Here is a 12,145-nt window from a genome sequence, read left to right as displayed (position 1 = left end):
ACCGATGCCGCTCCCCTTCCAACAGACTTCAACACGCTCTAACGTAATCGCACGCCATGGCGTGCACATGCCGTCACTGATCCGACACGAGTATGGAGGAACGTAACGATGCGTCATCTTCCAACCCGTACAACCCGAACCAGCCATCGCAGAGTCATCGGAGCGCTGCTGGCCGGGCTGCTCTGCGCTGCGGGCGCAACCGTTCCGGCCGTCGCGGACTCATCCGCTCCTGCGCCCGCCCCGCAGGCCGGCAACGGCCTTGCGCTCACCCCTCCGATGGGGTTCAACAATTGGAACTCGACCCACTGTCGTGCCGAGTTCAACGAGTCGATGGTCAAGGGAATCGCCGACATCTTTGTCGAGAAGGGCCTCAAGGATGCGGGCTATCAGTACGTCAATCTCGACGACTGCTGGGCGAAGCCGCTGCGCAATGCGGATGGAAAGCTGGAGGCCGATCCGCAGCGCTTCCCGAACGGCATCAAGGCCGTCGCGGACTATGTCCACTCCAAGGGTCTGAAAATCGGCATCTACACCAGCGCCGGCATCAAGACCTGCGACAACGTGGGGTTTCCGGGTGCGCTCGGCCATGAGTACAGCGATGCGCAGCAGTTCGCGGACTGGGGCATCGACTACCTCAAGTACGACAACTGCAACAACCTGGGCCTCGATGCGAAACGGCGGTATACGACCATGCGGGACGCGTTGGCGGCGACCGGCCGTCCCATCGTCTACAGCATCTGCGAATGGGGCGAGAACAAGCCCTGGGAGTGGGCCGGCGATGTCGGCAACCTCTGGCGCACGACCGGCGACATCAACGACAGCTGGGGCAGCATGCTGTCGATCATGAAGCAGAATCTGCCCCTTGCCGCCGCAGCGGGACCGGGGCGCTGGAACGACCCCGACATGCTGGAGGTAGGAAACGGCGGCATGACGGACACGGAATACCGCACCCACTTCTCCATGTGGTCCGTGATGGCGGCGCCGCTGCTCATCGGTTCCGATCTGCGCAAGGCCGGCCCGGAGACCTTCGAGATCCTCTCCAACCGCGAGGTCATCGCGGTCGATCAGGACACCCTGGGCAAGCAGGGCGTCGTGCTCTCCTCCACCGGCGGGCGCTGGGTCGTCGCCAAGGAGATGCAGGACGGCAGCCGCGTCGTGGCCCTCTTCAACGAGACAGGCAGCGCACAGCGCATCTCGACGACGGCCGAGGCGGCGGGGCTGCCGAAGGCCACCGCGTACACGATGCGTGACCTGTGGGAGCACACGACGTACAACACGGCGGGCCGCGTCTCGGCGACCGTCCCGGCGCACGGGACCGTACTGCTGCGCATCGCGGCCGACCCCAAGTGGGCCGCGCATCCGCCTGCCGTGGAACTCGGTCTGAACGGAAGCCCGTTGGTCGAGGCCGGGCGCACGGCCGCGCTGACAACGACGGTGACCGACCTCGGCCGTACCTCCGCCACGAAGGTCTCCGCGGCGCTCACCGGTCCCTCGGGCTGGCAGGTGAAGGCGGCATCGCCGACCGGATCACCGTACCTGCCGACCGGCCGGGCCCTGACCACCCGCTGGCAGGTGACGGCCCCTGCGGGCACGGCCACCGGTACGTACGATCTGACGCTCACCGCCGAGTACCGCTCACCGGCCGGGACGCGGGTGAGGTCCGAGGTCCCGTTCCAGGCGCATGTGGTGGTCGCGCCGCCTGCCGGCGGCAGTTACCTGAACGATCTGCCCCAGCTCTCCGCCGCCAACGGCTGGGGCCCGGTCGAGAAGGACACCAGCAACGGCGAGAGCAGAGCGGGTGACGGGAATCCGCTCACCATCGGCGGCGCGGTCTTCGCCAAGGGGCTCGGTGTGCATGCCGACAGCGCCGTCGCGTTCTACACCGGCGAGGCATGCAGCGCCGTGACCGCGCAGGTCGGGGTCGACGACGAGTCGATCATCAGGGGAACGGTCGCCTTCGAGGTCTGGGCCGACGGTACGAAGGTGGCGTCGACCGGCGTACTGACCCATGCGATGCCCGCGCAGCCGCTCTCCGCGGATGTGAGCGGTGCGCAGGTGGTACGTCTGGTGGTCACCGACGGCGGGGACGGTGTCGACTCCGACCACGCGGACTGGGCGGACCTGCGGATCACCTGCTGACGGGAGAGCCGGCGGGAATCGCGGTCGCGGCCACGTCGCGCCTCGGATCGCCGGACGGGCCCCAGGACAGCCGTCCTGCCCGTCCGGCGCTTCCCACCCCGCCGGACAGCAGGCCCCGGGCGTGTTTCGGAAGTCGCGTCGTCCGCCCGCAGGGCGCCCCCGGCCGGACGGGACTCTCGAGACACGCCCTAATCGGCCACTACCCCGCCCGAGCCCACCCGCACCGCCGCGGCCGCCGCGCCCACCAGCCCCGCGTCGGTGCCCATCACTGCCGGGGCCACCGTGAGCTGCTGGACGAAGGAGAGCGTGGCGTACCGACGCAGAGCGCGGCGCAGCGGAGCGAAGAGGATGTCGCCCGCTCCGGCCACTCCCCCGCCGATCACCGCGATGTCGATCTCGACGAGTGTGGCGGTGGCGGCGATTCCGGCGGCCAGTGCCTGAGCGGCGCGCTCGAACGAGGCGACGGCGACCGGGTCCCCGGCGCGCGCGGCGGCGGCCACGGCGGCGGCCGATGCATCGCCGTTCGGTCCGGGCTGCCAGCCGGCCTCCAGCGCCCGGCGGGCGATGTTCGGTCCGCTGGCGATGCGCTCGACGCAACCGCGCGAACCGCACGGGCACGGGTCACCGTCCAGATCCACGCTGACGTGGCCGATGTGCCCGGCGTTGCCCGTGGGGCCGGGGTGCAGTTTTCCGCCGAGGACGAGTCCGCCGCCGACACCGGTCGACACGACCATGCACAACGCGTTGTCGTAGCCGCGAGCCGCGCCCAGCCAGTGCTCGGCCGCCGTCATGGCGACGCCGTCGCCCACCAGTTCGACAGGCAGTCCGCCGACCGCCTCGCCGACCCGTTCCACCAATGGGAAGTCGCGCCAGCCGGGGACATTGACGGGGCTGACCGTACCGGCCGAGGCGTCCACCGGGCCCGCGCTGCCGATGCCGACGGCCGTCGCCCGCTCCCACAGCGGCGATCCCGACAGCTCGGCCAGAACCTCCGTCACGGCCCCCATCACCGTCTCGGCACTCTCCCGGGCGGGCGTCGGCCGCTGCGCCCGTACGAGGAGCGCGCCGCTGTCGTCCACCAGCGCGGCGGCGATCTTGGTGCCGCCGATGTCCAGCGCGGCAACGAGGTCGGTATGCATCGGTGTGGCTCCGTGAGTAGGGGGCGAGGACCTGCGGCCTCGGTGAACAGTCCTGCCCAGTCTCCAGTCAGCTGACAACGTTGTCCAGGGCCTATGCTCGACGGCACAGCCTCCGGCCCTCCGCGGCACCGCTCGCGGGCCCGCCGGACCGCCCGCACCCGACGACAGGACAGCGCACCGTGGCCGAGACCGCCCGTCACTCCGAGACCCGTTACGGCAACCGGCCGACCATGAAGGATGTGGCCGCCCGCGCCGGAGTGGGCCTCAAGACGGTCTCCCGTGTGGTCAACAGCGAGCCGGGGGTCACGCCCGACACCGAACGCCGGGTCCAGGAGGCCATCGAGGCGCTCGGCTTCCGCCGCAACGACAGCGCGCGCGTCCTGCGCAAGGGCCGCACCGCTTCCATCGGCCTGGTCCTGGAGGATCTCGCCGACCCGTTCTACGGACCTCTGAGCCGCGCGGTGGAGGAGGTCGCCCGGGCGCACGGCGCCCTGCTCATCAACGGGTCGAGCGCCGAGGACCCGGAGCGCGAGCAGGAGCTCGTACTCGCCCTGTGTGCGCGCCGGGTGGACGGGCTCATCGTGATTCCGGCCGGCGACGACCATCGCTATCTGGAGCCGGAGATGAAGGCCGGCATCGCCACCGTCTTCGTGGACCGCCCGGCCGGCCGCATCGACGCCGACATGGTCCTCTCCGACAGCTTCGGCGGCGCCCGCGACGGCGTCGCGCATCTGATCGCGCACGGCCATCGCCGGATCGGCTTCATCGGCGACCAGCCGCGCATCCATACCGCCACCGAGCGACTGCGCGGCTACCACGCGGCCATGGCGGAGGCCGGGACAGCGGTCGAGGACTCATGGGTCTCCCTCGGCTCGACCGACCCCGAGCGGGTCCGGGCCGCCGCCGAGCAGATGCTCTCCGGTCCCGAGCCCGTCACCGCGCTGTTCGCGGGCAACAACCGGGTGACGGTGACGGCGGTACGTGTCCTCGCGGAGCAGGAACGCCGCGTCGCCCTGGTCGGCTTCGACGACATCGAACTGGCCGACCTGCTCGGCATCACCGTCGTCTCCCAGGACGCCGCCGCCGTCGGCCGCACTGCCGCCGAGCACCTCTTCCGCCGCCTGGACGGCGCGGACCACGCCCCGGCCCGCGTGGAACTCCCCACGAAACTCATCCAGCGCGGCTCGGGCGAACTGCCGCCCGCCTGAGCGGGCCGGGGCGCTCAGGCGCCGCCGAGCCGTTCGCGGACGGCATCCATCGACGGGGGCAGCCTGTCCGTGCCTACGGCGACTGTCCCCTCCGGTACCCGGATCGTCGTAGATCTCCTTGCTCCCCTCAGGGAGGTAGCCGCGGCGGTCCTGATGCAGCGCGCAGATCAATCCGCACATGGGCGGGTTCGTGGCCAGCCTGCCTAAGAACTCGCACGAATAGGCAGGGGGCTTCCCCGGCAAGCGAGACAGCCACAGGTCTTGGCGACCACGGTGTTGCGACGCTCTGTGATCGCCGGGGAGACCTGTGCCCGTCCGTACGTCATGGCTGACCGAACCGCTGTGGGAGCGATCTTCAAGCCCGCCTACGCCTGGCAGAACGCCTTCCACTGCTTCGCCCGCTGTTACGAACGCCGCGCCACCGTCACACTGCTACGGCGAGGAAGGTCACCAGGGTGCGCGGGTGGCTCGGATGAAGCGGTCGCCCCACTCCTGGACGTGCGCGGCGAACTCCGGCGGCCCCAGGATCTCGAACTCGGCGCCCAGGTTGCCCAAGGCCTGGGTCGGCCAGTCGAGGGAGGTCGAGGTCATGGTGAGCCGGCAGCTGTCCTGGTCGAGCGGTTCGATCGTGCCCCACTGGCCGACCAGTTGCCGCACCCGTGCGGACGGAGCGTGGACGAGGGCCTCGACCGTGTACGGCGCCGGGGCACCGTTCGCGGCCTGGACGAACGCCACGGCGTCCTCCGCTGGGAGCGGGCGCGGCCGAAAGCGCGCGCCGGTCGCCGTCGGCCCGGTCAGCCTGTCGAGGCGGAAACTGCGCCAGTCGTGCCGCGCCAGGTCGTAGGCGACCAGGTACCAGCGCCCGCCGAGGGCGACCACGCGGTGCGGCTCAACCTCGCGCTCGGTGGGCGTGGAGCCCCTGGCCGTGTAGCTGAACCGCAGCCGCTCCTCGTCCCGGCAGGCCTGGGCAACGGCGGTGAGCACCCCCGCCCCGACCACCGGCCCGGATGTGGCTGCGGAGAGGGTCATCGCCCGCAGGGCGTCCACCCTGGCCCGCAGCCGGGGCGGCAGGACTCGCACCACCTTGGTGAGTGCGCGCAGGGACGCCTCCTCCATCCCCGCGATCCCGCTCTGTGCCGCGTCTCCGATGCCGACCGCGAGGGCCACCGCCTCCTCGTCGTCCAGCAGCAGCGGTGGCAGGACAGCGCCGGGTGCGAGCTGGTAGCCGCCGTCCGTACCCCGGGCCGCGCTGACCGGGTAGCCGAGCTCGCGCAGCCGGTCGACGTCGCGGCGCAGGCTCCGCTCGGACACCCCGAGCCGGTCGGCCAGTTCCATGCCGGGCCAGTGGCGGTGGGTCTGCAGCAGTGAGAGCAGTCTGAGGGTCCGTGAGCTGGTGTTCGCCATGCCGACATCCTCCCTCGGCTTCCGGTCAGAAAGTGGCCGGAAGGCTCCCTAGAGTCGATCTCGAAGGCCGTACCGGACCGACGTGAGGACCAAGACATGATCACCCGTGAGATCCAGCTGGCCGCCCAGATCACCGGCGTCCCGACGCTCGACCACTTCACCGTCGCCAAGACCGAGGTGGACGGCGAGGTCCTGGTGCGGACTGACCAGGTGGGCCTTGCCGCGACCTACCTGGAGCTGATGCGGGCCGACTGCACCATCCCGGTGCCGGCCTGGCAGCCGGGCCAGCGGGTGGGGGTCGCCGCCATCGGCACCATCGTCCGGTCCGACAGCCCCGAGCTCGCGGTCGGCGACCTGGTCCAGTCGATGACTGGCTGGAGCGAATACTCCGCCGGTCCGGCCGCCGGATACGTCAAGCTCGACCGTGAGCTCTTCGCCGACCCCGGCTACTACCTCGGCCAGGGGCCGACCGCCTACTACGGGATGGCCGATGTGGCGGCCGTCGGCAAGGGAGACGTGGTGTTCGTCTCCGGCGCGGCGGGCGGGGTCGGCTCGCTGGCCGGGCAGATCGCCAAGTGCCGCGGCGCGGCACGGGTGATCGGCAGCGCCGGCAGCCCGGCGAAGGTCGACTACCTGGTGAACGAACTCGGTTACGACGCCGCCTTCGACTACCACGACGGCTCCGCGACCGACCGGCTGCGGGAGCTCGCACCCGAAGGCATCTCGGTGTTCTTCGACGTCGTGGGCGGCGAGCAGTACCAAGCGGCGCTCCAGACGGCCAGGCCCGGCGCGCGCTTCGCACTGTGTGGTTCGCTGTCCAGCCAGCTCGGCGACGCGGTGCAACGCTTTCCACAGCCCGACCGCGTGGCGGCCGAGGCCAAGGGCATCGAGCTGCTGCCGTTCTCCTGCTACCACACGCCGGATCAGATCGCCGCCTGGCGGGAACACTTCAGCACCTGGCTGGGCGAGGGCCGGTTCGTCTACCCGCAGACGGTCGTCGAGGGTGGGATCGAGGATGTGCCGCAGGCGTTCCTGTCGCTGCTGCAGGGGTTCTACCAGGGAAATGTCTCGGTGCGACTGTCGTGACCACCCTCTCCCTGCGGGCCCTGAATCGTGCACTGATGGACCGTCAGTTCCTGCTGGCGCGCACCGATCACACTCCACTGGAGGCGATCGGGCGACTGGTCGCACTGCAGGCACAGGAGCCCAACTGGGCCTATGTCGGGCTGTGGAGCAGGATCCACGGCTTCACGCAGTCCGAGCTCGCCGCACTGCTGGAGGACCGGCAGGTGGTCCGCTCCGGTCTGCTCCGCAGCACCCAGCACCTCGCCGCAGCTGACGACTTCCGTCGGCTGCGGCCGTTGCTGCAGCCCGTGCTCGACCGCACAGCCGGCTCGCCCCATTTCGCCCGGAACAGCACCGGCTTGGACGCGACGTCCCTGGTCGCCACCGGACTCGACCTGCTCGCGGGCGGGACACTGCCGCGCAAGGAGCTGGCCCGGCGGCTGGCCGAACGCCACCCGGGACGCGACGGGCGGATCCTGGCCGGGGAGGTTGAGCTGCGCACTCCCCTCGTCCATGGCGCGGTCACTGGCGCATGGGGCTCCTGGGGCAACCGGTCGGCGGTCTCGGTCACGCCCGCCGAGGCCTGGCTGGGGCGGCCGATGGCGACGGTGGCCACGACGGCGATCGCCAAGGATTCGGCCAAGGAGCTGATCCGCCGCTATCTGGTGGCCTTCGGCCCGGCCGGGGTGAAGGACGTCCAGGCCTGGTGCGGGCTGACCCGCCTGACCGAGGTCGTCGCGGAGATGCGCGCCGAACTGCGCTGCTACTCGGGCCCTGATGGCAGGGAACTGATCGATTTGGCCGACGCGGAGCTTCCCGACCCCGAGACCCCCGCCCCGGTGCGGCTGCTGCCCGCCTTCGACAACGCCCTGCTCGGCCACGCCGACCGGACCCGCGTCATCAGCGACGAGGACCGAAAGCGGGTGATGCCCGGCCAGGCACAGGTACGGCCCACCTTCCTGGTGGACGGCCGGGTGCACGGAACTTGGTCCCTCGCCTCCGGGACGCTGCGGCTCACCCCGTTCCGGCCGCTCCGCTCAACCGATCGGGCGGCCCTGGAACAGGAGGCTGACCGGCTGCTGCCGTTCGTGGGAGGCGGGATGGTGTCCTGCAGCGACCCGGTCGCGACCCGGTCGTCTTGAGATTCCACCCCGGCATCTACCGCTGGAACGAGGCCAGGCGAGGCGAGCGCCTGATTGGTGGTCAGAGCGCGAGCTGCTGCGTCATCGCAGTCGCGCCGAAGGCGCAACCCAACACCACGTTGGCGGTCATGCGGCCGACGTGGGCAACGTGACACAGCGCTGCCCCCGGTGTCGGCGTACTCTCCGAAGTGCTCAGCCAGGTACACGGGAACATGCCCACCGGGAGAGCATCCAGGAGTCATGGGCGAGGTCCGGCGGCCCGGGGCTCAGGGAATGATGATGACCTTTCCTCGGGTTCGGCCGGCCTCACTGAGACGGTGCACGTCTGCGAGGGCGGCAAGCTGGCGTGACTCGCTGATGTCGATTGTGACCACGCCCGCATCGACGAGTTCCACCAGCGCCGCCAGATGCGCCACATCGTTGCGGGCGACCATGTGCATCGCCGTCACACCTGCGTCGACGGCTGGCTCGACCGGGGTCGCGATCGAGACGATCCGCCCGCCCGGCCGCACCAGAGGCGCCAGAGCTGCAGCGTCTGGCGAGCTCAGCGGGACCAGATTGAGCAGAGTGTCCACGGGGCCGTCGAGCGCGGCACCCACGGGCATGGCGGTGTAGTCGACCACGTGGTCCGCCCCCTGCCGCCGGACCGCCTCGGTGCTTCGAGCACCGGCCGTGGCGATCACCTCGGCTCCGGCGTACTTGGCGAGCTGCGTCACGAACCCGCCGACGCCTCCGCCCGCACCGTTGACCAGCACCCGCTGGCCAGCGGCCACCTGCCCGTGTTCGAACACCGCCTGCCAAGCTGTCAGACCGGCCAGGGGAAGGGCAGCAGCGTTCGCGAGAGGGACAGCGGCCGGCGCCGCGACCAGCACGGTAGAAGGCGCCACCGGAACCGGCCACACCACGCAGGAGTACGCGATTGCGGCCGGCCAGCACGTGATCGGCCGAAAGCAGCACGGGGCCCGTGCTGGTGGCCTCACCCGCCGCGTCCAGACCGTTGTTGGGCTGGGAGGGAGGTCACACCTGTCCCACCGTGAGCCTGCCCCGCCCCGACGACGCGAACGCGGCCAGCTCCGCGCGCGTCAGCCCGGTCAGGCGGGCGACCTCGGCGGTGTCCAGGGCGCCGCAGTCGATGCCGCGCAGGAGGTACCCGCTGAGCGCCTTGGCGGTGGCGGGTTCGTCCATGACATCGCCGCCGGCCTCGGCCACGTACGCGGCGAGGCGGGCCGCGGCCTGCTCCAGGCCCTCGCGGTAGAAGGTGTAGACGGCCGCGTAGCGGGTCGGCAGGTGGCCCGGGTGCATGTCCCAGCCCTGGTAGTAGGCGCGGGCCAGGGCGCGGCGGGTGAGCCCGTAGTGGAGCCGCCACGCCTCGTGGACCTGGTGGGTGGGCCCGACCGGGAGGACGTTGGTGGAGCCGTCGCAGACCCGTACGCCGGTGCCTGCGGCGGCGACCTGCATGACGGCCTTGGCGTGGTCGGCGGCCGGGTGGTCACTGGCCTGGTACGCGGGGCTGACGCCGACGCAGGCGCTGTAGTCGAAGGTGCCGTAGTGCAGGCCGGTCGCGCGGCCCCCGGCGGCGTCGATCATGCGGGCCACTGCGGCGGTGCCGTCGGCGGCGAGGATGGACTGGCTGGTCTCGATCTGGATCTCGAAGCCGAGCCGGCCCGAGGCCAGACCGTGGGCCTGCTCGAAGGCGTCGAGGAGCCGGACGAAGGCGGTGACCTGTTCGGGGTACGTCACCTTGGGAAGGGTGAGCACCAGGCCCTCGGGAAGCCCGCCCGCCTGCATCAGGCCGGTGAGGAAGATGTCCGTGGTGCGGATGCCCCGGTCGCGTACGGCAGCCTCCATGCACTTCATCCGGATGCCCATGTACGGTGCCGCCGTGCCGTTCCCGTACGCCTCCGAGACGAGCCGGGCGGCGCGGGCGGCAGTCTCGTCCTCCTCGGCGTCGGGGCGGGGGCCGTAGCCGTCCTCGAAGTCGATGCGCAGGTCTTCGACGGGCTCGCGCTCCAGCTTGGCGCGTACTCGGTCATGGACGGGTGCGGCAAGTTCGTCCGGGATGCCGAGTACGGCGGCGAACGAGGCCGCGTCGGGGGCGTGCTCGTCGAGGGCGCGGAGTGCCTGGTCGCCCCAGGAGCGGATGGTGCCGGTGGTGAAGGTGTCGCCGTGGACGTAGACCGTGTGGACGGGCTGGCGGGTACCGGGGTCTCCCGGGTAGCGGCGGGCGAGCTCGGCGTCCACCGCGGTGAGGGAGGCGCTGATCTCCTCGCCGACCGCAGCGGCGAGGCTCGTTGTCACCTTCTCCTGCTGCCCCATGTCCACACCCTCCACAGCGCCACTTTTTTCGCTTCCCGGAATCAGTGATCCGTATAGTGAAGTTATAAGGCCACCGGACCTGCGTCAATGGTGATCAGAAACGGTCCGAGGCCGCGTGGTGGGTGCACACCGCGCGGCCCCGGACCGCTGGGAAGGGGCATTGCCCCGGCAGGTCAGCCCTTGCGGGACTTGACCTCCTCGGTGAGCTGGGGGACGACCTGGAAGAGGTCGCCGACGATGCCGTAGTCGACGAGGTCGAAGATCGGGGCCTCGGCGTCCTTATTGATCGCGACGATCGTCTTGGACGTCTGCATGCCCGCCCGGTGCTGGATCGCGCCGGAGATGCCGGAGGCGATGTACAGCTGGGGCGAGACGGACTTGCCGGTCTGGCCGACCTGGCTGGAGTGCGGGTACCAGCCGGCGTCGACCGCGGCACGCGAGGCGCCGACGGCCGCACCGAGGGAGTCGGCGAGGGCCTCGATGACCGCGAAGTTCTCGGCACCGTTGACGCCACGGCCGCCGGAGACAACGATCGCGGCCTCGGTCAGCTCGGGGCGGCCCGTCGACTCACGCGGGGTACGGGACAGCACCTTCGTGCCAGTGGCCTGCGCACAGAACGACACCGCCAGGGTCTCGACCGCACCCGCGGCCGGAGCGGCCTCGACCGGAGCCGAGTTCGGCTTGACCGTGATGACGGGGGTCCCCTTGGAGACCCGGGACTTGGTGGTGAACGACGCGGCGAACGCGGACTGCGTGGCGACCGGACCCTGCTCACCGGCCTCCAGATCGACGGCGTCGGTGATGATGCCCGACCCGATCCGGACCGCGAGACGGGCCGCGATCTCCTTGCCCTCCGCGGAGGACGGGACCAGCACCGCGACCGGGGACACCGCGTCATGGGCGGCCTGCAGCGCGTCGACCTTCGGCACGACAAGGTAGTCCGCGAACTCCGGCGCATCGACGGTCAGAATCCTCACCGCACCGTGCTCGGCCAGCACACCAGCAGTACCGGCGGCACCACTGCCGAGCGCGAGAGCGACCGGCTCACCGAGACGACGGGCCAGCGTCAACAGCTCCAAGGTGGGCTTGCGGACAGAACCGTCCACGTGATCGACATAGACGAGAACTTCAGCCATGGGACTTCAATCTCCTGCGAGTTGCGAAGAAACTACGGGGGACAAGCAGAGAGTCAGATGAACTTCTGACCCGCAAGGAACTCGGCCAGCTGCCTGCCGCCCTCGCCCTCGTCCTTGACGATCGTGCCCGCCGTACGGGCCGGACGCTGCGCCGCGGAATCCACCACGGTCCAGGCACCCGCCAGACCGACCTCGTCCGCATCGAGCTCCAGGCCCTCCAGGTCCAGCGACTGAACCGGCTTCTTCTTCGCCGCCATGATCCCCTTGAACGACGGGTAACGCGCCTCACCCGACTGGTCCGTCACCGACACCACCGCCGGCAGCGACGCCTCCAACCGCTCCGAGGCCGTGTCACCGTCCCGGCGGCCCGTCACCGCGCCGTCTGCGACCCCGACCTCGGACAGCAGCGTGACCTGCGGGACACCCAGACGCTCCGCCAGGACCGCGGGCAGCACACCCATCACACCGTCCGTCGACGCCATACCGCAGATCACCAGGTCATAACCGGTCTTCTCGATCGCCTTCGCCAGCACCAGCGACGTACCCATCACATCACTGCCGTGCAGATCGTCGTCCTCGACGTGAACAGCCTTGTC

The 12,145-nt window shown here is 70.6% G+C and carries 10 protein-coding genes; 4 read left to right on the top strand and 6 right to left on the bottom strand.

What is annotated here, in order from left to right; all coding sequences use genetic code 11:
* Positions 1-108: 108 nt before the first annotated feature.
* Positions 109-2,139: an NPCBM/NEW2 domain-containing protein gene (locus tag ABTZ94_RS19270; protein WP_351202264.1), complete on the top strand. Its 2,031-nt coding sequence runs from the start codon at positions 109-111 to the stop codon at positions 2,137-2,139.
* Positions 2,140-2,327: 188 nt separating this feature from the next.
* On the opposite strand, the gene ABTZ94_RS19265 is transcribed toward ABTZ94_RS19270, so the two are convergent.
* Positions 2,328-3,278, bottom strand: a complete 951-nt coding sequence (locus tag ABTZ94_RS19265) for an ROK family protein (protein WP_351202263.1) — start codon at positions 3,276-3,278, stop codon at positions 2,328-2,330.
* A 179-nt stretch (positions 3,279-3,457) separates the two neighbouring features.
* Between ABTZ94_RS19265 and ABTZ94_RS19260 the strand changes: the two genes are divergently transcribed.
* Positions 3,458-4,486: a LacI family DNA-binding transcriptional regulator gene (locus ABTZ94_RS19260; RefSeq protein ID WP_351202262.1), complete on the top strand. Its 1,029-nt coding sequence runs from the start codon at positions 3,458-3,460 to the stop codon at positions 4,484-4,486.
* Between the two features lie 447 nt (positions 4,487-4,933).
* Here ABTZ94_RS19260 and ABTZ94_RS19255 read toward each other — a convergent pair whose 3' ends face one another.
* On the bottom strand, positions 4,934-5,890 hold the full coding sequence (locus ABTZ94_RS19255; protein WP_351202261.1) for a helix-turn-helix transcriptional regulator: 957 nt from the start codon (positions 5,888-5,890) through the stop codon (positions 4,934-4,936).
* A gap of 96 nt (positions 5,891-5,986) precedes the next feature.
* On the opposite strand from ABTZ94_RS19255, the gene ABTZ94_RS19250 reads away from it, so the two are divergent.
* Positions 5,987-6,976 carry a zinc-binding dehydrogenase gene (locus ABTZ94_RS19250; protein ID WP_351202260.1) on the top strand — a complete coding sequence of 330 codons (990 nt, stop codon included), beginning with the start codon at positions 5,987-5,989 and terminating at the stop codon, positions 6,974-6,976.
* 35 nt (positions 6,977-7,011) lie between these two features.
* A complete protein-coding gene (locus ABTZ94_RS19245; protein ID WP_351202259.1) occupies positions 7,012-8,097 on the top strand; it encodes a winged helix DNA-binding domain-containing protein in 1,086 nt (361 codons plus the stop codon).
* Between the two features lie 266 nt (positions 8,098-8,363).
* On the opposite strand, the gene ABTZ94_RS19240 is transcribed toward ABTZ94_RS19245, so the two are convergent.
* The 4 genes from ABTZ94_RS19240 to ABTZ94_RS19225 form a co-directional block, all read right to left on the bottom strand.
* Positions 8,364-8,969, bottom strand: coding sequence for a zinc-binding dehydrogenase (locus ABTZ94_RS19240; protein WP_351202258.1), 606 nt, complete (start codon positions 8,967-8,969; stop codon positions 8,364-8,366).
* A gap of 145 nt (positions 8,970-9,114) precedes the next feature.
* A complete protein-coding gene (locus tag ABTZ94_RS19235) occupies positions 9,115-10,413 on the bottom strand; it encodes a DUF6986 family protein (RefSeq protein WP_351202257.1) in 1,299 nt (432 codons plus the stop codon).
* 173 nt (positions 10,414-10,586) lie between these two features.
* The gene (locus ABTZ94_RS19230; RefSeq protein WP_351202256.1) at positions 10,587-11,549 is read right to left on the bottom strand and encodes an electron transfer flavoprotein subunit alpha/FixB family protein; all 963 of its coding nucleotides are present in this window, start codon (positions 11,547-11,549) and stop codon (positions 10,587-10,589) included.
* Between the two features lie 53 nt (positions 11,550-11,602).
* On the bottom strand, positions 11,603-12,145 hold a 543-nt coding region (locus ABTZ94_RS19225), incomplete at its 5' end, for an electron transfer flavoprotein subunit beta/FixA family protein (protein WP_351202255.1).

The organism is Streptomyces sp. NPDC002785 (assembly GCF_040295565.1).
Classification (GTDB): Bacteria; Actinomycetota; Actinomycetes; order Streptomycetales; family Streptomycetaceae; genus Streptomyces.
The sequence above is the reverse complement of the archived record's forward strand: the minus strand, read 5'-3'. Positions and strand labels throughout refer to the sequence as shown.

Bases quoted from the DNA above. Each gene is read 5' to 3' on its own strand.
- ABTZ94_RS19270 (WP_351202264.1), top strand. From the start codon at position 109: ATGCGTCATCTTCCAACCCGTACAACCCGAACCAGCCATCGCAGAGTC.
- ABTZ94_RS19265 (WP_351202263.1), bottom strand. From the start codon at position 3,278: ATGCATACCGACCTCGTTGCCGCGCTGGACATCGGCGGCACCAAGATC.
- ABTZ94_RS19255 (WP_351202261.1), bottom strand. From the start codon at position 5,890: ATGGCGAACACCAGCTCACGGACCCTCAGACTGCTCTCACTGCTGCAG.
- ABTZ94_RS19250 (WP_351202260.1), top strand. From the start codon at position 5,987: ATGATCACCCGTGAGATCCAGCTGGCCGCCCAGATCACCGGCGTCCCG.
- ABTZ94_RS19245 (WP_351202259.1), top strand. From the start codon at position 7,012: ATGGACCGTCAGTTCCTGCTGGCGCGCACCGATCACACTCCACTGGAG.
- ABTZ94_RS19235 (WP_351202257.1), bottom strand. From the start codon at position 10,413: ATGGGGCAGCAGGAGAAGGTGACAACGAGCCTCGCCGCTGCGGTCGGC.
- ABTZ94_RS19230 (WP_351202256.1), bottom strand. From the start codon at position 11,549: ATGGCTGAAGTTCTCGTCTATGTCGATCACGTGGACGGTTCTGTCCGC.